The 21,361-nt window shown below is 41.1% G+C and carries 17 protein-coding genes; 9 read left to right on the forward strand and 8 right to left on the reverse strand.

Translation table 11 applies throughout. From position 1 onward, the window contains the following. Positions 1-70 precede the first annotated feature (70 nt). The 4 genes from IEZ33_RS04160 (at position 71) to IEZ33_RS04175 (ending at position 3,275) form a co-directional block, all read left to right on the forward strand. On the forward strand, positions 71-1,069 hold the full coding sequence (locus tag IEZ33_RS04160; RefSeq protein ID WP_191602459.1) for an ABC transporter permease: 999 nt from the start codon (positions 71-73) through the stop codon (positions 1,067-1,069). Positions 1,070-1,122: 53 nt separating this feature from the next. Continuing rightward, the gene (locus IEZ33_RS04165; RefSeq protein WP_191602460.1) at positions 1,123-1,563 is read left to right on the forward strand and encodes an RbsD/FucU family protein; all 441 of its coding nucleotides are present in this window, start codon (positions 1,123-1,125) and stop codon (positions 1,561-1,563) included. Positions 1,564-1,853: 290 nt separating this feature from the next. Further along, positions 1,854-2,867 (forward strand): substrate-binding domain-containing protein, encoded by a 1,014-nt coding sequence (locus IEZ33_RS04170; RefSeq protein ID WP_240009626.1) that lies wholly within the window; start codon positions 1,854-1,856, stop codon positions 2,865-2,867. A 126-nt stretch (positions 2,868-2,993) separates the two neighbouring features. Continuing rightward, entirely contained in the window at positions 2,994-3,275 is a 282-nt protein-coding gene (locus IEZ33_RS04175) for a hypothetical protein (protein ID WP_191602462.1), read from the forward strand. A 64-nt stretch (positions 3,276-3,339) separates the two neighbouring features. Here IEZ33_RS04175 and IEZ33_RS04180 read toward each other — a convergent pair whose 3' ends face one another. After that, complete coding sequence (locus tag IEZ33_RS04180; RefSeq protein WP_191602463.1) at positions 3,340-4,185, reverse strand: LysR family transcriptional regulator; 846 nt, start codon at positions 4,183-4,185, stop codon at positions 3,340-3,342. A 144-nt stretch (positions 4,186-4,329) separates the two neighbouring features. Here IEZ33_RS04180 and IEZ33_RS04185 point away from each other — a divergent pair, with 144 nt between their 5' ends. Then, positions 4,330-5,019 (forward strand): HPP family protein, encoded by a 690-nt coding sequence (locus IEZ33_RS04185; protein ID WP_191602464.1) that lies wholly within the window; start codon positions 4,330-4,332, stop codon positions 5,017-5,019. An 84-nt stretch (positions 5,020-5,103) separates the two neighbouring features. On the opposite strand, the gene IEZ33_RS04190 is transcribed toward IEZ33_RS04185, so the two are convergent. From IEZ33_RS04190 to aldA, 6 genes are all read right to left on the reverse strand, one after another. Continuing rightward, positions 5,104-6,747 carry a methyl-accepting chemotaxis protein gene (locus IEZ33_RS04190; protein WP_191602465.1) on the reverse strand — a complete coding sequence of 548 codons (1,644 nt, stop codon included), beginning with the start codon at positions 6,745-6,747 and terminating at the stop codon, positions 5,104-5,106. A 259-nt stretch (positions 6,748-7,006) separates the two neighbouring features. Continuing rightward, positions 7,007-7,882: a LysR family transcriptional regulator gene (locus tag IEZ33_RS04195; RefSeq protein ID WP_191602466.1), complete on the reverse strand. Its 876-nt coding sequence runs from the start codon at positions 7,880-7,882 to the stop codon at positions 7,007-7,009. 125 nt (positions 7,883-8,007) lie between these two features. Continuing rightward, entirely contained in the window at positions 8,008-9,600 is a 1,593-nt protein-coding gene (locus tag IEZ33_RS04200; protein WP_191602467.1) for a BCCT family transporter, read from the reverse strand. Positions 9,601-9,644: 44 nt separating this feature from the next. Then, positions 9,645-11,264 (reverse strand): GMC family oxidoreductase, encoded by a 1,620-nt coding sequence (locus IEZ33_RS04205; protein WP_191602468.1) that lies wholly within the window; start codon positions 11,262-11,264, stop codon positions 9,645-9,647. 53 nt (positions 11,265-11,317) lie between these two features. Next, positions 11,318-12,565, reverse strand: a complete 1,248-nt coding sequence (locus IEZ33_RS04210) for a mandelate racemase/muconate lactonizing enzyme family protein (protein ID WP_191602469.1) — start codon at positions 12,563-12,565, stop codon at positions 11,318-11,320. Between the two features lie 99 nt (positions 12,566-12,664). Then, entirely contained in the window at positions 12,665-14,089 is a 1,425-nt protein-coding gene (gene aldA / locus IEZ33_RS04215; protein WP_191602470.1) for an aldehyde dehydrogenase, read from the reverse strand. 444 nt (positions 14,090-14,533) lie between these two features. Between aldA and IEZ33_RS04220 the strand changes: the two genes are divergently transcribed. The 4 genes from IEZ33_RS04220 to IEZ33_RS04235 all read left to right on the forward strand — a co-directional run bounded on the left by IEZ33_RS04220 (position 14,534) and on the right by IEZ33_RS04235 (position 19,667). Continuing rightward, positions 14,534-15,883 (forward strand): lyase family protein, encoded by a 1,350-nt coding sequence (locus IEZ33_RS04220; RefSeq protein ID WP_191602471.1) that lies wholly within the window; start codon positions 14,534-14,536, stop codon positions 15,881-15,883. A 182-nt stretch (positions 15,884-16,065) separates the two neighbouring features. Then, positions 16,066-17,571, forward strand: coding sequence for an aldehyde dehydrogenase family protein (locus IEZ33_RS04225; RefSeq protein WP_191602472.1), 1,506 nt, complete (start codon positions 16,066-16,068; stop codon positions 17,569-17,571). A 62-nt stretch (positions 17,572-17,633) separates the two neighbouring features. Then, positions 17,634-18,665: an aldo/keto reductase gene (locus IEZ33_RS04230; protein WP_191602473.1), complete on the forward strand. Its 1,032-nt coding sequence runs from the start codon at positions 17,634-17,636 to the stop codon at positions 18,663-18,665. A 237-nt stretch (positions 18,666-18,902) separates the two neighbouring features. Further along, positions 18,903-19,667, forward strand: coding sequence for an IclR family transcriptional regulator (locus tag IEZ33_RS04235; protein ID WP_191602474.1), 765 nt, complete (start codon positions 18,903-18,905; stop codon positions 19,665-19,667). A 119-nt stretch (positions 19,668-19,786) separates the two neighbouring features. Here IEZ33_RS04235 and IEZ33_RS04240 read toward each other — a convergent pair whose 3' ends face one another. Further along, entirely contained in the window at positions 19,787-21,307 is a 1,521-nt protein-coding gene (locus tag IEZ33_RS04240; protein WP_191602475.1) for a DUF3612 domain-containing protein, read from the reverse strand. Positions 21,308-21,361 lie beyond the last annotated feature (54 nt).

Genomic DNA, 21,361 nt, shown 5'->3' on the forward strand with positions numbered 1-21,361 from the left:
TTTGCCATATTTTACGCAGGCAAAGGCCCCAGAGTATAAATCACACAATAAATATAAGAGGCTGGTGATTATGAACGACACAAGTTTAGGAAAGGATAAAGCCATGGTTGAAAGCCGTTGGTCAGCAAAAGCCATCATTCGTGATGCAGGCATTGGATTAGCGTTAATTAGCTTAATAATAATTTTTTCTTTGGCATCTGAGCACTTTTTATCAGCGAATAATATTACCAATATATTGACCCAAATTACGATCAATTTAATTTTGGCGGTAGGGTTAACTTTCGTTATTTTGGTCGCCGGTATTGATCTTTCAGTCGGTTCTGTTTTGGCCTTTGCGTCTGTGGTGGCCGGTCAAGCCATTACTTATCCTGGCCTTGGACCAACAGAAGCGATTGTGTTTGCTGTTGCTGCGGCGCTTCTGGCTGGAACGCTCTGTGGTTTGATGAATGGTTTGATCAGTGCTTATTGGGGGCTACCTTCGTTTATCATCACATTAGGTATGCTAAATATTGCCCGTGGTGGTGCTTTACATATATCAGAAGCACAAACAATTTATGATTTTCCTGAGCAGTTTAATGATTTTGGTTCTGCTTCTTTTTTAGGCATGCCTGTGGTGTTTATTGCGGCGTTGGTGTTGGTCGGTATCGCATGGTTTGTATTACATAAAACCATTTTTGGCCGGATGATATACGGTATTGGTAATAATGAAGAAGCCGTTCGATTAGCTGGACATCCTGTTTTTTGGTACAAGGTCGCGGCTTTTACTATTTGTGGTTTAGCCGCTGGTGTGGCCGCGATTATTTACATGGCCAGATTGAATATTTCAAGCCCAATTGCCGGAATTGGTTTTGAATTGAATGCCATTGCCGCCGTTATTATTGGCGGTACAAGCCTTATGGGAGGGCGAGGCAGTGTCTTTGGTACCTTATTAGGCGCCTTTATTATAGGGGTGCTAGCTAATGGATTGATTTTACTTGGTTTAAATGACTTTATGCGCCAAATGATTACAGGATTAGTGATCATCATTGCCGTTGTTTTAGATTACTATCGTGAAAAATACACGAAATAATAAATAAGCCATATTGGATTATTTTTAGAGTGGAAATCATTAAGGAGCCCTATATGTTAAAAAATATTGATCCCTTGTTAAATGGTGAATTGTTAAACGTATTAAGGACTATGGGCCATGGCGATGATTTGGTACTGGTTGATCGGAATTTTCCAGCCGCATCCGTTGCTCAAGGGAAGCCGATCATCCGATTAGATGGCATTGGTGTTGTGAGAGCGGCAGACGCTATCTTATCTGTTTTCCCCTTAGACAATTTTGTAGAAAAACCCGTGACTAGAATGGCCGTGCTCGATGGTCCGCAAAGTGAATTACCGACGGTTCAAGAAGAATTCCAGACCTGTCTAAAGCTACATGACCGTGATTTGTCAGAGATGGATGCATTAGAACGCTTTGCGTTTTATGAAAAAGCAAGCGATGCCTTTGCTATAGTGGTAACAGGAGAGGCGCGAGGATACGGTTGCTTTATCTTAAAAAAAGGGGTGATCTTCGCATAGACACATTTCATTACACCAAAAGAGAGGTATTCATATAACATTGTACAAAGGGTCATGAGGTCTCTGGCCCATTTTTTACATTTTTATAGTATAGAAGGCTAAATGACAACATTTCATCTTATAGGGTGTCTGTGGTTGTCGTACTATAAATACTAAGTCCGTGTAGAAAGAAGAGTAGAATTTTTTGATCATGAAACTCAATGGATGAGAATCAAATACACGAATAACAAATTTAAAATGACGAGTATTAGATTGCTGCGTCTACTGATTGTTTAATGGAGCACCTGTCCTTGCCAATTACCATTAAAGATGTCGCATTACGTGCTGGCGTTTCTACTACTACGGTTTCTCATGTCTTGAATAAAACACGTTTTGTGGCCGCAAAAACACAAGAAAAAGTATTTAAAGCCGCCGATGATTTACATTATGCTCCAAGTGCCGTTGCTCGTAGCTTAAAAGTAAAAACCACAAAAAGTCTAGGAATGCTGGTAACAACAACATTGAGTCCTTTTTATGCTGAGTTAATTAATTATGTTGAGAAGCATTGTTACGATGAAGGTTACAATTTAATACTCTGTAATACCGATGGCGATTCCGAAAAAATACTGTCTTATCTGCGAATGCTGTCTCAAAAGCGTGTCGATGGGATTTTGGTAATGTGTACGGAATACAATGATTCGTTATCTACCTCATTAGCCGAAAAACGAGACCTACCAATAACCGTAATGGACTGGGGCCCAACGGATGCGTATTTAGATCGTATTCAAGATAATTCTGCAAAAGGCGCTCATATCGCGACTCAATATTTAATTGATCAGGGGCATACTGAGATCGCTTATATTGGTGGGCCTCTTGAAAAAATACCTTCACAGCATAGGCTTGAAGGGTTTCAAGATGCTATGGCTCAGGCAGGGTTAAACATTCGACCTGAGTGGGTTATTGAATCAGACTTTGAATGTGAAGGAGGTAAAATAGGCATGCGCAAGCTGATGTCTCTTGAAAAACGTCCGAGTGCCGTATTTGTTGGTAATGATATGATGGCAATGGGGGCGATGAGTGAAGCCCAATCGGCAGGCGTAAAAATTCCTGAGCAGCTCTCTATTATTGGTTACGATAATATTTCTAATTCAGCCTACTTTAGCCCACCTTTAACCACAGTCAATCAGCCGAAGGAACGTTTAGCTAAGCTCGCAATCAGCACATTAATTGAAAGGCTTACTAACCCTAGACAAACGGGTAAAACCATGATGCTAGAGCCTAATTTAGTAGTGCGTTCTTCAGTGGCTAAAAATGATCCACAATAAAAATTAGGTTTATCTGGCTTTTTCGCTTCATCTAACTAAATATGGTCTGAATTTGATAATGAATGGTCAATACTCAATCATTTCTCTTAGAGCCGCATTTTCTTTTAATGACATACAAGGTGTTCAATGAATTTAGATAAAGCAAAAAAGCGCATTGCAAAACACGTTAAGAAGGGCTTTAAAGGCTACCCTTCTATTTCTCTAGAATATTTTGGCTCTTCAGTAGAGTGTGCGACAGAGGTTCTCGTCACCTTTACCCTAGAAGAGGGAGCAACGGCTCAAGAGGAGCGTTTTACCAGTCAAACAGATGCAAGGGAAAGTGAGGTTATCCAATCTGCGTTGGTTAAAATTATTGAACGAACTCAAGCGGTTTCTGTCGATGAAGTGGCAGGCGTTAGCGTTAAATAACGACGTGTGAATTGACAAGTTGGGTGGGTCTCCCAACTTGCTATCTGTTTATTCTATTTTTTCTTTAGACTATCCACTGGTTCGCTTGTTTTAGTACCTTCTTTAAACTGATTTTTATGTCCTCAAAATCCGTTGGGAGATGACCTCTATGGGTAATTAAATAAATAGGGTAGCTGAATTCAGGTGCATCAGTCACCCGAATTAAACGGCCTTCTTGTAAATACTTGTCCACAACCCGTGTTCTAAAATACCCATTGCCCCCATTCCTTAACATGACTTTTAATGCCATTGGGCCTAATGAAAAGGTCATTGCTGTGTGTCTGTTAAACGGTAAGCAACGGTCGAATTGCTGTACAAATTCTTCACCCCAGTCAATATACAAATTAGGTGAGGCATTATGAGCACAAGCGACATGAATCAGTTTTTCTTCTGCAATTTGTTCTATAACTAAATCTGGATAATAGCGGGCACTGTGTACAATGGCCGCATCTAATTTATTTCTACGAATGTTATTGTAAATCTCATCCGTTGTAGTGACTCGACTGGTTACCTGTAAATGTTCTAAGCGGGAAAGTTCAATAACCCAATCAACCATAATGGGGTTCCATAAACTGTTTTCAGCACCCAGAGACAAAGGCTGCTTGTTATCGGTTTTCGGTTCAAGACAAGCGTCTTTGGCGGCTTGCCAGATAAAGAGGATTTCTTGAGCGTATTTGGAAAACCTTTCTCCTGCTGGCGTTAAGCGAGCGCCCCCACGATTACGAATAAAGAGCTTTGTGCCCATATCTGCTTCAAGGGAGTGAATTCTTGCGGTTACCGTTGTTTGTGTGATGTGCAATCGTTCCGCCGCTTTTGCAAACGTACCTGATTGCATGATTTCGATAAAGGTTTTAGCTAACTCAATGTCCATAAAAAACTCATTTAAGTGCAATAATATTGAATTAATACTTATTTAATATTCATTATACTGTGAGTTAGCAATTACGTACTATAACTCAGCTTTTTAAGTGGGCTAAATTCACTTTTTTTCTATATCACTCTCCCGGATGCTGCTATGTCATTTATAAAAAACTGCTTTCAATTCATTGGTGTGGAAACCAACCAAACGTCTCACCTTGAACGTCTTATTTCAGGTTTAGCAACGTGCTTTGCGATAAGTGTTGTTGCTTTAGTTACTAAGTGGAGTCTTTCTTCTCCCGTACACGTTTTGTTTTTTGCCTCTGCTGCAGCCAGTGCTTTTCTTGTGTTTGCGTTACCTCATGGCGCTCTATCTCAACCTTGGCCCACATTGGCTGGGCAGACGATTGCGGCATTGGTGGGTGTTGGTTTTGCTGAGTATCTTGATAGCACTATCCTTACGGCAGCGTTAGCGGTGGGCTGTACTGTATTTTTAATGCATTATTTAGGGTGTCTGCATCCTCCGGGAGGCGCGACCGCATTTTATTTTGTTACAGAGTATCCACAAATCAATGCGTATGAATCGGTTACTGTGTTTTTAATCAATATCTGTGTGATTATCTTGCTTGCGATGGTCGTGAACAATCTTTTTTATTGGCGTCGCTATCCTCTATATTGGCTTAAAAAAACGACGGTCAATCCTTCGTTACCTCATCATTTTGAAGTAGAGGATTTACATCATGTGCTGCAGCAGCAAGATGTGTTTGTTGATGTGAGTTTAAGTGAATTACAGAGTATTTATGAAGCGGCAAGCCAAGTAGCCAGTGACAAACGTCGACGCTTATAGCGCGATCATTGAACCTGAATACATGACTTATATACTACGAGAAAAATCCGCCAACTTATTTTTAGAAAGTGAGCGGATCATTATTTATATTTTAAATTTCTCCATATTCTTACTAAGGGTTGTCGAAATTTTGAAGACATTTTCTGAGGCTTTTTGAGAGTCAAGTATGACTTCAAGGTTCTCTGATGATAAGCCATTTAATGTACTTATGTTTTGATTAATGTCGTTCACAGCACCGCTTTGCTCATCTGTTGCGGTTGCGATTTGATAAATAATATCATTTGTTTGGTTGATTGTTGTTTCCACAATATTCAAAGAGTCTTTAATTTTTTGTGACATTTCAACGACTTCTTCGACTTGTCCTGAGCCACTGTTAATGGCTTCAACGGCCTCACTGACGCCACTTTCCAAATCAGAAATCATCGTTTGAATGTTTTCTGTGGATTGTTGTGTTCTACTAGCTAGTGTTCTTACTTCATCGGCCACAACAGCAAAGCCTCTGCCTTGCTCTCCTGCTCGAGCGGCTTCTATTGCCGCGTTCAATGCAAGTAAATTAGTTTGTTCTGCTATGCCTTGGATCACGCCTAATACTTGGGCTATTTTTTCGGATTCTTTAGCAAGTTTGACGATAACAGTACTGGCATGAGAAACAGATTTTGATAGTTCGTTTATATTTTTTACGGACTGATCAACAATGGTAACCGTATTATGGGAGGCTTCTTTTGCTTTATTTGTTTCTGATTGAGCGGTTTGTGAATTGGTCGCCACTTCGTTAATTGAATAATTAAGTTCATTTATAGCCGTTGCAATTTGTTCAAGTCTTGAATTCTGTTCTGTTGAAATTGATTTACTGTGTGTTGATAAATCATTTAAATTGGTAGCGACTTTAAATAATGAACTGGAATCCGACCTTATCATGTCCATTAATTGATGTAACTTGTCCATAAGTTTATTAAAGGTCTTCGCCAAAATTGATAATTCATCATTACCATCGGTATTTAATCTACCTGTTAAATCGCCATTACCGTCACTAATCTCTGCGATCATTGATTCTAGCGCATTAATTCTGGATGTAATGACGCGTGGTAAGAAAATAATGCAGATCAAGCTGGAAAACATAATTAAACAGACAAACACAATAAACAGTGAGTTTTGATTATTCGAGGCGTTCAGTGAGTCTTTTACCGTTGCTGATGACAGGTTGTTAATCTTTTCCCCAACAATGTCATAGTATTCACGTAAAGCATCAAACTTAGCCATTGTCTCGCCAGCGTTAAGTGCAGAGGCCTCGTCCACTTTCCCCGAATCGGCTAAAGTAAAGACATTTGTAGCACTCTTTAACCAAGCATTGTAAGAATTATCAAAACTGGATAGTGAATTTGTTAATTCAGGGTACGCTTTGATAAGAGCCTTGACTTGATTCATTCGATCAAGGGCTTGTTGAGCATTTTCTGTAAAGCTGTCTAGGTCGGCTTGTGTGTTGGGTATGTTCAGCTGTTTTTTAATTAAGTAGCTCTGACTTGCGGCTAAAGCCTGATAAAGGTCGCGATCTGCATTGAGCGTGGTACTGGTACCACTTAAAAAAACATCAGATAACAATGAGAGATCATTGGAAGATACTTTATTATTCTGTATTCCCAGTAAGCTCAAAATGAGTACCAAAATACTAATAAAGATCAGAGGAATCGATATTTTTTTCCTCATTGAAATAGTATTTAATTTAAACATAAATTTTCCTTTATCAAAGCATGACGTTGGTTATAACAATAAGGTTTATTATTAATAGTAGTTATTGCAGTTATGTTATCATTGCTTTCTCGCTTATACAGAGCTAAATAGACTAGATAAATACAGTGTTAAAGATAGCAGATATGGGTTTCTTTTTAAGAAGAAATTACATAAAAAGACATTTTGAGTGTGCAATTAAGCTTAACGTTTAATCAAGGTATTTATGTTTTTGAAAAGCGTACTCGAAAACTCACGTTATCTAATAATGAACCAAGTTTAGAAATTGCGAAAAATGCAGTACTTTAGATAAGCCTTTTTTATCAGGGTGAATATCTAACCAATAGCCATATTCACCTTCGTACTCAAGGCCATGGAACTTCATCAGAGAACCGTCAGACAATTCATTGAAAATCATATTCTTATCGATAATTGCGAACCCTGCGCCATTTTTAGTGGCGGTAATAACCTGATCTAAAGTGTTAAACTCCATGCCTTGGTTTGAATCTTCTTCAATATTGAGGTTAAGTTCGGCTGCGTTTAACCAGTTTTTCCAGGTGGGTAATCGGCGTCCTTTATGAGTGATGTGTAATAAGCTGTCGATTTCATTTTCTAGGTTTTGTGCTCTCATCAGTAAATCGGGTGCGCAGACGGCGATATGATTCTCTAATTGCAAAAGCTCACTGGAATACCTGGGTTTTGGTCCATTTCCAAAACGAATTTCAGCATCATAAAGAAATTCTCTCTCCTGATGGTTATGAATACAGAGTGTAAGTTGAGAAAATTGACTTTTAAAGACGGGAAGTTTTGGCACTAACCAACGGGTAGAAAAGGTTGGAGCACTCAGAATATACAGTTTTTGCCTTTGGTTTGGCGCTTTTAACTCGGCAACAGCGTCTGAAATCAGATTAAAACCGGTATCCAACTTTGTGAGTAATCTTTCTCCTGAACGGGTGAGTTTTAATTGTTGATGTTGGCGTACAAAAAGAGCCAACCCTAGAAAATCTTCAAGGTGTTTTATTTGTCGACTGACAGCCCCTTGAGTAACATTTAATTCTTTTGCGGCTAATGTAAAACTTAGAAAATTACCTGCATACTGAAAAGCACGCAATGCATTTAAAGAGGGGAGAGATTTCATAATAAGGACTCTTTGAAAGCGATACACAAAGGCTTTTTTTTCCGTGTTTTGCACTAAAAAACCATGCCTCGATCATCGTGAGGCATGGTTTTTTAACAACGAATAACTCGTCTTTACACAAGTCATTAATCAAGTTGCATCGGAGTCGTGCTTAATGTCGATGAATTTTTCTGTGTTTTTGGTTTGGTAAAGGTGCCGTTTATCACACAATAGATAAGAGATATATTACAAGCTAATACAATAAAGAGAGCGGGCAGTCCGCCAAGATTAGACATCATTTTTATGCCATCAATACCGGCAAAGCTGGTCATTACCCAAGCGATGAAACCGATGGTCACTCCCCAAACAACCTTAATCATGAGATTGTTATTACTTTCCTCATTTTCATTACCTGCAAGTACGTCTTCACTGTTATCAGCACATAGGTTAGCAATGGCCTCGGTATTTGAATCAGCGGCGGTTACATAGGAAAGAAAAGAGACAAATATGAAGACAACCGCCGTTATGCCAGCCATAGGGAGGTTATCAAACATGGTATAAATAACGGATTCAGCTCCTGTTGCTTGCAGGGCTTTATTTAGCATGCCGTCTCCTGTCATGTCCATATGAAGGGCGGTACCACTAAAAATAGACATCCACACACAGGCAAAGGAAGCGGGCAACACTAGGTTAAAAATCAAGAATTGGCGGACAGTGTAGCCACGTGAAATCTTGCCTAAGAAAAGCGCCGTAATAGGAGCCCAAGCTAACCAGTTCGCCCAGTAAAAAATGGTCCACCATTGAGGCCATTTATCGCCAGATGCGGCTCCGGTAAATAAGCTTTTTTGGAAGAAGTTACCCAAGTAGCTGCCGATACCTTCAACACCCATAGAGAGGATCCAAGAGGTTGGACCAAAGATAAATACAAAACCAGCAATGACGAAAAACACTTTCGTATTTAAGCTTGATAAACGAGCAATACCTTTGTGTAGACCGCTAGCGGCCGAAATAATAAAGCAAGCAACGATGGCTAACGTGACGGCTCCCAAGACAACCGGTCCTGTACCTACCGACAGCATATTATCTAACCCGCCTGCAAGAGTGAGTACCCCTGTTCCTAAGGAAGCCGCCATACCCGCCACTAAGGCATACAGTGCAATAGCGTCAATAACCTGACCGACTTTGCCTTGTACTCGCTTGCCGAAAATAGGATAGAGAGCCGACCCAAGAGAGAAAGGCATTTTTAAATTGTAATAGGCTAATGCAAACATTAAGGCTGGAATGGAATAAATAGCATAAGGTGTGAAAGACCAGTGCAAAAACATAGTCGACATTGCAAACTTGGCCGCATCGGGAGAATTTGCTTCTAAATTCATCGAGGCTGGAGGCGAATGCAAATGAAACATAGGTTCTGCTGTACCCCAGAATAGAATGCCTATCGCGACAGTCGTACATAGGGCAATAGAAAACCAACGCCATTTCGATAGCAAAGGGGTCGCCTGCTCGCCACCAATTTTGACCTTTCCAATTGGTGAGAAATATACCCATGCACAGGTGCCTAATAAGAATAGGGTGCCTATGCTAAATAACCATGAAAACTCACTGAGTATCCAGCTGTTTATCGCCGATGTGATGCCTAAGAAGCCGTCGAGATTAACAAAGCTTAAAATGACGGCGGTCATTAAAAGTAAAAAAGGTGGCCAAAAGACCAAGGGTCTAATTTTATTTATTTTTTTCATTATTAAATCCTGAGTTAGTTTATTTTTTTAATCGTATTTTTAGGTTAGTTATATTCCTGTAAAACCATTGCGGCTCCTTTCTCTGCAACCATCATTACCGGTGCGTTAATATTTCCAGACGTGATATTTGGAAAAATAGAGGCATCGATAACTCGTAAGCTTTTGATTCCATGAACTTTTAATTGGTGGTTCACCACATGCTGTTGAGGATTTGGTCCCATTGAACAGGTGCCACATAAATGATAAATAGAGCCTCCGTTTTCACGGTAATACTGCAACATGCTTTCCTCATCCGTGGCTCTATCGCCGGGTAACACTTCTTCTACAGTGATCTGCTTTAAAGCGGTGGTTTTAATGAACTGTCGGATGAGTTGACTGCCTTGAATCGCTTCGTTTTGATCCTTTGCTGTCGACAAATAATTTGCTTGAATTAACGGCGCATCATTTGGATTTGCTGAAGCGATTTTTACCGACCCTTTGCTTGTTGGTCGACATGAGTTGAATGCCATCAAAAAGCCTGAGTAAGGCTCGGGTTCCAATTTTGCATTTGGATTATTGGGTATCTGATAGGACATCGGATTAAAGTAGAGCTGAATGTTTGGCTTTAACTCTTGTGTCGTACCCTTAAAAAAGCCCCCCGCTTGGTTTACGCTTAAGGAGAGTGGACCCTTACGATTGAATGCGTATTGAAGACCGGCTTTTAACTGACCAAATAATGAGCGAAATTCATCATTGAGTGTTTTGATATTCGATTTGTAGTAATAGCTGACACAATGATGGTCTTGTAAATTTTCACCAACGGCCGGTAAATCGTGCACTGGCTTAATGCCGTGTTGCTGTAATAGGCTTGGGTTGCCAATACCGGATAATTGCAATAATTTCGGCGTGCCAACCGCCCCACCACAGAGTAAGACTTCTTTTGTTGCCTGAAATTGGCGGTTTACTCCTTGAATATCGACGTCTACCGCTATTGCTTTCTGGCTTTGGTCGATGATGACTTTATTTACCTGGGCATCCGTTTTTATGGTTAGATTGGATCTATTTCTAGCGGGTTTCAAATAGGCGCTATTACTGGAGTCTCTTACACCATCGCGGATATTGGCGTCATAGATGCCGGCACCGGAAAACTCTTCCCCATTAAAGTCGTCATTGATGGGCAAACTTAACTCTTTGGCCGCGTCTAAGAAGTGATCGCAAATAGGGTGAGCACCATGCTTCATCTGAGTAATGCCGATTGGACCCTTACTTGAATGGTATCGAGTATCGCCTATCGGGTGAGACTCTAATTTTTTAAAATAAGGAAGCAGGTCGTGATAGCCCCAGCCAGGGTTGCCTGCGGACTCCCAATCATTAAAATCATCGGGGTTGCCGCGGACGTAAATCATGGCATTAATGGAGCCGGAACCACCGATCACCTTCCCCCTAGGTGCATACAAAGAACGGCCATTCATTTCGGCTTCTGGCTGGGTGTAATACATATAATTGTAGGTTGGGTTGTAGTAGGTTTTGGCAAAGCCGACAGGAACCTTTATCCAAGGGGATTTATCTTCCGGACCGGCTTCTAATAACAGTACGGAAAATTGCCCTGACTCGGAAAGTCTATTCGCTAAAATGCATCCAGCAGAACCAGCACCTACAATAATAAAGTCATATGTTGCAGTCATGTTATTGCCTACTCGGGTGGACGACGTTATAGGTAGTTAAGAGAAATAACCTATCAAATATCTTGTTCTGCATTAGGAGACCCTTTTCTTGCCCCAGATGTCTGAGCTTGAGTATCGTAAGGCTCAGGGTCCATTGACAAATGCAAGCGTTTACCGCAATAAGGTGAATTTGCCTTGACCACTTTCATATTGAGTTCAATGCCTAAGCCCGGTTTCGATGATGGAATAATGTAGCCATTTCGCCATTCAATTTTTTCTTCTAATACTTCCGCATGGAATCCATCCCAAGTACCAATACTTTCTTGGATTAAGAAGTTTGGCGTTGCCGTTGCTAATTGAATACTCGCAGCGGCACCAACAGGACCGTTATAAAGATGGGGTGCAATTTGAACATAATGCGCTTCCGCCATAGCGGCGATTTTTTTCGCCTCTAAAATGCCACCCACACGCCCTAAGTTCATTTGCAGAATGGAGGCACCATCATTCATTAATAAATCATGAAATTCGTACTTACTGGTGAGCCGTTCTCCTGTTGCGATTGGAATACTGGTTTGGCGAGCCACTTTTGCCATGGCTTGACTGTTGCCTGGTGGAATAGGCTCTTCAAACCATAATGGGTCATAGGGCTCCAGTTGTTTAGCGAGGCGAATGGCCCCGGCCGGTGTCATTTGTCCATGAGTACCGAATAAGAGATCGCAGCGAGTGCCAACGGCTTGACGAATTTCACGACAAAAAGCGACACTTTTTTCTATATCGGTAAGGGATAACTGATGACCTGAATAGGCGGTATAAGGCCCTGCAGGATCAAATTTTAGAGCCGTAAACCCCATCTCCATATTTTTGACGGCACATTTTATGGCGAGATCTAAATTATCGTAATCGTAGTGGCCATTTTCATCTTCAGGATAAAGGTAGGTATAAGTACGAAGTTTCTCGTTAACTTTACCACCAATTAATTCATACACGGGTTTACCTGCTGCTTTACCAATGATGTCCCAACAAGCCATTTCCAAACCGCTGATAATTCCCATCATGGTAAGGTCTGGCCGCTGCGTAAAACCACTGGAATAAGCCTGACGGAAAAAGCGCTCAATGTGGTGAGGATCATGACCGTCTAAATAGGTATTAAAAACATCTTCAATCGCCGCAACCATCACATTAGGATGAAATGTTGCGGCATATATCTCTCCCACTCCTTCTATTCCACACTGGGTACGCACTTGCACAAAAATCCAATACATTCCTCCGACATGGGGGGGAGGTGTTGCCACAACATGAGTTTCACAAGATACAATCTTCATTATTTTACTCTCTGAAAAGTGATTAATCAGGAAAAATTACACACACTCTCTGTAGCGGAATGGACCACAGGAGACAGAGAGAGGTGTTTCTATAGCGTATTAGTAATTCAGAACGACTAGTCGAGTTTGAGTGAATTCCAACATGCCATGTTTACCGTCATCTCCCCCTAATCCAGAGCGTTTCCAACCTGCGTGATAACCTTGATAAGGGTCGGCTGGAGTGCGGTTAATGTATATTTCACCGGCTTCGATGTTGTTCGCTACTTTCATCGCTGTACGGTAGTTTTCTGTGTAGATGACAGACGCTAATCCAAATTGGTGATCATTCGCGAGCTCAAGGGCTTCATCGCTGGTTTTATAAGGTAATACAGGCAGCACAGGGCCAAAGATTTCTTCTTGGACAATCTCCATATCCTGACGACAGTGAGTCAACAAGGTTGGCGGATAAAAATGCCCTGTTCCATCGGGGATGTAGCCTCCAGTTTCAAGTTTTGCGCCATCATCAATGGCCCGTGCTACCATTTGATGAATGTTGATACGGGCACTTTCATTAATTAAAGGCCCCATCATGTGAGGATTTTGAGATCGATTGCCGAATTCTTTGGCTTTAAATTCTGCTTTTAGTAATGAAATAAATTCGTCATAGACGGACTCTTGGACATAAACCCGTTCTACTGCGGTGCAAAGTTGCCCACAATGAGTCGTTTTGGAGGCCACAATTTCTTTTGCGGCTTTAACCAGATCGGCATCGGCTTCAACGATAGCTGGCGTTTTCCCTCCTAACTCTAGGGATGACTTAGCGATATTGACTTGAGAATATTCTAAGACTTTACGACCTGCCCCAACACTGCCCGTTAGGGTAATCATGCCGACATTTGGATGAGTACAAACCATCTCAGCCGTAGCGTGAGACATGGTTAAAATATTAACGACGCCTTCTGGAAAACCCGCCAATTGTACTGCTTTGGCAATTTCAAATGCTGAGGAAGGGGTGTTATTACTTGGCCGTACGATCACGCTGTTTCCTGTAATTAAGGCCGGCGCTATTTTGCGTAGTAGAGTATAAACAGGAAAGTTAAAAGGGATTAAACAGGCAACGACACCGATGGGTTCTCTTTGCAACAACAGATTTTCAGATGGGGTATCGCTTGGGATGATCTCGCCTTCGATACGTCGAGCCCACTCGGCATGATAACGGGTAATATCGCCAGCATATATCGCTTCGTTGGTTGCATCTTCAAGGCTTTTTCCGGACTCATCCGCCAGCGCTTTACCTATATTCGGGCTCAGAGACGTTAATGCATCGGCTAATTTATGTAAATATTGTGCCCGATCCACACTGGTTAATTTACGCCATTTTTTTTGCGCTGTGGTAGCGCTATTAATTGCTCGTAATACATCATCTTCGGTTGCCGCTTGGGCATTGGCAATAGGCTCTTCTGTTGCTGGATTATATACAGCAATTAATTCGGCTTTCTCAGAATGGAAGAACTGGTTGTTTATAAAGTTTGTGTCACTGCGCATGCTGTTCTCCAAGTATATTTTTTTATAGATAGTAAGGATGAGATGCCAAGAGTGTCAAATTTTATTTCATATACAAAATTAATATTTCATATATAAAAATATTTATATAATATTATGATTTTTAAAGATTTTATTGTTTTGTTTTTGTGTTTTTTTCAGTGGCTATAAAAGTAAATTATTGTTATTACGTGGTTTTTTTCTGATGTAAAACTCAACAAATTTTAATGAATAAATTTATCACTTAAAGTTCCAGTGATTTTATAATAATTATTCTCTGTAATTTTTATATATGGAATGAGTGGTTGAATTGACCTTGTGGAAGTGGCTTTCTACTGGAAGGTGTGAGTTTTCCTACTCTGAGTATGTAAAAAGATCGTTTGTATAATATTACGACTTTGCTTTCTATTCTTTATTCCATCATTGCTTATAAAAATAGAGCTCGATATGCGGATAGAAACAGATTTAATAGGTGACGTGCAAATTCCTTTAACGTCACCGTTTGGCGCACAAACACAAAGAGCCATAGACCTTTACCCATTGACAGGTGGTAAAGCGTTGAGTGCTTATCCTGATTTAGTACTGAGTTTACTGAAAGTGAAGAAAGCGGCGTTGCTCACGAATATGGAGATAGGTGAAATTGAAAGTGAACATGGCCAAGCCATGCTGTCGACAATAGATAACCTGATTATGACGTTACCGAATGTGATAACGCGGTATTTTCCCATTCATGCTTACCATGGTGGTGGGGGAATATCGACGAATATGAACTTAAATGAGGTGATTGCGAATCTTGCGAATCGAGAGCATTATCGCCAAGACTTTGGTTGTTACGAACCTTTGCACCCCAATAATCATGTAAACCTAAATCATTCTACCAGTGATGCGCTCAATACAGCTTGCAATCTAGCGATTCAAGACGCTTGGGGTCGATTACAAGGAGGTATTCAAACGCTGGAGTTGGGGTTTGAGGAGCAGGCAAACCAATGGCGACACATAAAAAAAATATCTCGAACTTGTTTACAAGATGCGGTGGCGATCAGCTTTGGCGATCTATTTGATGGTTATAATACCAGCATAAAACGCAGTCATACTCGCCTTAAGCAGGATGTGGAAAGCTTTTATTTGGTGAATATGGGAGGCAGTATCATTGGTAGACCAGGAGATTGCAGCCGTCGTTTTTTTGATTCGATTATATTTCATTTACGTCAAGTCACAGGTAATAAGTTTATCAATCGAACCGATGACTTGATTGACAGTTCTCAAAATCATGATGATATGGTGCGTTTTGCCAGTAACTTAGATCAGTTTGCTCTTGGTTTAATCAAGATAGCGAAGGATTTAAGGTTAATGGCCTCTGGACCCCAAACGGGTTTTGGGGAAATTAGTTTACCAGCGGTGCAGCAAGGTTCTTCTGCTATGCCAGGAAAAATCAACCCAACGATTCCTGAATACTTAATTCAATCCTGTATGCAGGTTTCCGGTTATTGCCACACAGTGCGTATGACACATTCGCATGGCGAGCTAGATTACACGCCATGGCAATCCGTAGTGATTACAAACTTATTGGACGCAATGGATGCATTAGGGACGGCTATCCAGGTGTTTACTCAGTATTGTGTTGCTGGCATTCAACCGAATGAAGCGCGTAACGCTCAGAATCTAGAGACGATTATTCCAACTATGGTGTCCATTATGCAATCAAAAGGCTACACCTACGCAACATCACTTTACAAGGACTGCCAGGGTGACCTGAACCGGATACGCCAACATATTCAAGATGGCGATGCGCTCTAGAAGGTAAGATACCGTTTCGCACAGCTCGATTGCCTTTTTTCAGCACACGCCATGAGTTTTTGGTCATGGCGTGTGCTTTTATCTCGATTGTCAAATGACAGCCGCATTCCTAATATCCTCATCGAATCGGTTGTACGAATCCTAGTACGGCCACTATTTACTTAAAAATAAGAGAGTTTACGATGATAAAATCGACTGCTGCTCCGTTAGAGTGGGCTAGAAAATGGCTTACCACGCCTAAAAAACAATATATGAATGGTCAATGGATCGACGGTAACTCGAAAGATAAATGGAGTGTAAAAGATCCCTCTAACGGCGATCTTTTATGCCATTTTAATATGGCTGATACAGATCAAGTTGAGCAAATGGCGCAGCAGGCTCACCAAACTCATGATGAACAAGTATGGGCAAAATCAAATCGTGAGAGTCGGGCAAAATTACTGCGTGATATTGCGACATTAATACGAGCGAATGTTGAAAAATTAGCCGTATTGGAAAGTCTTGCAAATGGTAAGTTGTACAGTGAGTCCTTAGAGGGCGATATCCCAACTTGTGCTGATATTTTTGATTATTATGCGGGTTGGGTCGATAAATTTTATGGGGAAACCTGCCCTGTTGAAGAAGGTTACTTAAATTACACAACCAAAGAGCCTGTAGGTGTGTGTGGTTTAATTGCGCCTTGGAATTTTCCGCTTTATCAAGCCAGTTTGAAGATTGCTCCCGCTTTAGCGATGGGCAATACGGTTATTATCAAACCGTCAGAATATACACCCCTGACGGCGATCTATTTAATGGAATTGATTGACCAAGAGTTATCGGTACCAAAAGGCGTCATCAATTTGCTGTTAACCAGTGGTCAAGCCGCCAATCAGTTAACCTTAAGTCACCATGTGCATAAAATTTCTTTTACAGGCAGTACTGGGGTTGGTCAGAAAATTGTTCAAAACTCAGGTATGTCCAATCTGAAATCAGCCACTTTGGAATTAGGCGGAAAATCGCCTTGTCTCTTTTTTGAAGACACTCCGAACTTAGACAGTGCCATTGATCGTGCCTTTGATGTGATGTTTTCCCATAAAGGTGAGAAATGTTCTGAGCCAACCCGTTTTCTAATTCATGAAAGCATATATGACTACGTGTTGAACGCCTTGATTGAAAAAGCCAATGGCGTGAAGTGCGGCAACCCTTTTGAGCCCGATGCACAACAGGGCCCGCAATGTAATGAAATGCAGTTTAACAAGATCATGAACTATATCGAAATTGGTAAACAAGAAGCCGAGTTGGTGGCCGGTGGCTATGCGGATACAGAAGGCGATAACGCCCAAGGATTTTATATTCGCCCAACCATTTTTTCTAATGTGTCTCCCTCTTGTCGTATTGCTCAAGAAGAAATTTTTGGTCCAATTCTTTGCTGTACCCCATTTTCCACAACAGAAGACGCCGTGACCATGGCAAACGATACGGCTTTTGGTTTAGCAGCCGGTATCTATACCAGTGATGTGTCTCGCGCTCATAAAGTGGCAGAGCAAATTGACGCAGGGATGCTGTTTATTAATCGCTACGGTTGTTATGGATTAAGCAGTCCATTTGGTGGTTTTAAACAAAGTGGTTGGGGGAAAGAGATGGCGATTCACTCGTTGTCTTCTTACACAAAAAGTAAATCTATTTGGGTTTACTACGGCGATCAATGATCGATTTTTTAGCTGTGACCTCTGCAGTAGCGGGTCAAAAAAAATAAAAAGTGAGCGTTATTATGCAATATGTTCAATTAGGTCAGTCTGGATTAAAAGTATCGCGTTTGTGTCTCGGCACCATGAATATGGGTTCAAAGGAATGGAAACCTTGGATTTTTGATGAAAAAGAGAGCGAACCTATTATTTGCCATGCGTTAGATAATGGCGTTAATTTTATCGACCTTGCCGACTTCTATTCACAAGGTGCAGGTGAACAGGTGGTGTGTAATGTACTTAATCGAGTCGCGCGTCGTGATGATTTAGTTATTACCACAAAAGTGGGCTATTCGATGGGAGCAGATATTAATGCATCAGGTCACTCTCGAAAGCATATATTTAATTCTATTGATGCGTCTTTGAAACGTATGGGAACCGATTATGTGGATATTTATATGTTGCATTATTTCGATACCCAAACGCCGATTGAAGAGACTATGATGGCGCTGAATGACATAGTGCGTTCTGGCAAAGCCCGTTATATCGGTGTATCCACTATGAACACCTGGCAGTTAGCTAAAATTTTACAAGTATGTGAACGTCATGGCTTGGTTAAACCAATCAATATGCAGTTACAATTGAATTGTGCGTATCGAGAAGAAGAGCGAGAAATGATCCCTTACTGTGTTGATCAAGGTATAGGTGTCTCTGTTTTTAGTCCTCTGGCTCGAGGCGTATTGACGAATGATCTCAACTCAACACGTAATAAAACGGATTTTTTTACGGCTGAGATGTATAGCGATCAAACTTCTATTGATATTGCTCATTCTGTTGCTAAAGTGGCGCAGCTTAGAGGGTGTGCTCCAGCTCAAGTGGCTCAAGCATGGGTTCTTAATCAATCTCATGTATCTTCCATGCTAGTGGGAGCAGACACAAAAGATCAGTTTGATAGTGCCCTTAGTGCTCTTAATATGACCTTAAGTGACAGTGAAATTTATGAAATAGAGCGCAACTACACGCCTTGTGATTTAATTAATGATTACACCGCAGGAAAGCGTATACCTCGAAGTGCAAGACCGACGCAAGAGTTTGGTATGCTGGAAAGCGTGGGCTAGTCTCTTACTGGGTCGTATTGAGTGTGATAAAAATCCTCGCCTTTCGCGGGGTTTTTTTTGTGCCTTGATTCAAAGAGGTTTGTTTTTACGGCTTTAAGAGTCTAATATCCATCAATAAATTCCTTATGTGGAATGATTTTTTCATATAAGGAATTTCGTTCGTATGAATTCTAGTGACTTAAATGTAGTTCAAGATACCAACAATAAAATAATCGAGTGTCCTTAAAAAGTATTGAAATGAGCATTGAAAAAAATAAAACTCAAGCCCCTGCGGTAGATAATGCGGTTGCGATTATCGATTTAATTGCGGCTTCTTCCTTTCCTTTAACCTTGTCGGAAATTTGTAAACAAACCAATATCCCTGCCGCGAGTGCCCATCGGGTTATTAATTCATTGCTTGTGCATCAGATGATTTCAACGGACCCCCGTAGAAAGCGATCTTACAGTGTTGGTTCTCGTATTTTCGAAGTCGCTTCCACCGTTTTCAGTAAGCAGAGTCTGATTCCATTCTTTTATCCGATTGCAGAAATTCTAAAAAATGAGATACATCAACCTATTTTTCTAAGTGTTCCTATTGGTAATCAAATGGTGGTGGTGTCTAAAGTGGAGCCTTCGGTAAGCAATGCTTTTGAAATCTATATAGGACAAACGATAGGTATGCACTTTTCAGCAGCGGGTAAGTCTCTATTATCGATGCATTCAGAAGAGTTTAGGAAAAATTATTTTGCCCTGGATACCGTATCTGAAGTCTTAACCAATGATGGCAAAAAAGAGGTGTTAGAAGAAATTGATAGAGCCGCTCGACTTGGTTATTCAGTCAGTAATGGGGATTTTGATGGGCGCATTAGTACATTGGCTGCGCCGGTGATGAATTTGCGTAATGAACCTGTGGCGACAATCAGCATCGCCATTAAAAGTGCTGAATTTGATCCACCAGAAGCCCGTCAATATTCGAAGAACTTAGTTCAGGCGGCGAGACAGTTGTCTGCGCGCATTATCTAGCAGAGATAGACTAGCAGAGATCGACTAGCAGAGATCAACTAACAGAGCCCGAGCCTGAACGATATGGTTACCTTGCTTCGACTGGAAGTGTGGCGAGTAATCGATAACGTACTCGTATCTTATTGACATTGTTTGTAGCAGCTTGGTGTCCTTGGACAGACAGCCCCACGAGAGCAAATTAAGCGAGCATCGTTTTCTATTCCTCTTTCTACCCAGTTAATATTGAGTATCTTGGCCACACTCATCAGGTCTTTTTTAATGCTCTTAGGGATGGGTGCGGAACCACTGTTGTTGACGCATACTTGTTTGAGTTCGTTGGCAATACTGAGCGCATCTTTTCCTTGTGCCTCAATGGCTGGGTTTAGATCGATTCCAGAGCAGAGTACATGGTGATTGTCTGCTAAATCGTGCGCTTTCACGGATTCACAGGCATAAATACGAGGTTCATTACCAACATTTAGAATGGATATTTGTGATGAGGTTCCCGTTAAAGGTGCGTTAATCATACGAAATACCGCCCAATGATGGCATGGGTCTTCCACTTCGCGCATATTACCCCAAGGTAAAGGAATGCCATTTCCTCGGTAAACAGCCTTTAATTTACCGGGTGCATAGGCATCAAAATAGTGCCAATGAGGATAAGGTGAAACGGCGGTCATACGTCGCATGGCGACGGACTCTGAAACGCCAGCAAGCTTACCGGTGCTAATTTCATAACCATTGCGATCAAGCATTTGTCTAAAAGGGACTTTCGGGCAAAGCAAGGCTCCAGCAAAAAAACTGCACTCAAAGTCTCGCCAAGCATGCAAAATATCTTGTGCTTCCATATCTGAGGTTTGTGTGCGTAAACTTTGGTCTTGTAAGGGGGATATTTCGTTACGCCCTGTGACCAAAATATTCTTCATGCCATCTTTATCGTGTAAAACAGCATGGCCAATATGAACGGCTAAATTGTACTTTAAACGATGGGGTTGAGTTTTCATTCGTTTGTTGATGTAAATCAGATTGGGTGGTTCGAAGAAAGACGTTACAACGCTTTGCGTATTTAATCCAACTCCCTCTAAAGCGGCCGCAGGCGTTTTGTCAAACCACTTAATTTTCAGCCCCATTTGTTTGGTTATAGCGAGAATTTCGTCCAAACTTAAAGGCAGTCTTTTTAGGCCAATTTCTTCAGCGGCACGTTCTAAATCTGGGAAATGATTTTGATGATGTTCTTGGTGAGCGCGGATTAATAAATGCGCAAACTGTCGTCCGCTGGTGCCTGTTTGAGAAAGCATTTCAGGAATGGCTATTTGTAAAATTTCTTTAGAGAATAGGAAGTTAGGCTCTAAAGCCATACCGTTTATTCCCCCCCGTGAGCCTTTTGTTGGGGTGATGTCACCTTCATCAGGCAAATCATCTAAGAACCAATTTACGTCTTTTTGAAAGACGTTGGCAATCACTTCCAATACCTCTTCACTTGGGATGCGTTTGCCTCTCTCTATCATGGATAAATAGGACACCGATGGGGCGGATTCAGCGTCCATTTTAATACAGCGAGCCGACAAATCTTCCATTGTTAAGCGGTTACGTTTTCTTAGGTTGCGGATCTTGGTGCCTAAGAAATGAGTCTTACGGGTGAGGCTATTTTTATGTTTCATTTTGTAAAATTTACACTGTGTAATTCTTATTGTGAAATTTTAGTGTAGTTTCGC

The sequence above is a fragment of the Marinomonas algicola genome, assembly GCF_014805825.1.
Classification (GTDB): Bacteria; Pseudomonadota; Gammaproteobacteria; order Pseudomonadales; family Marinomonadaceae; genus Marinomonas; species Marinomonas algicola.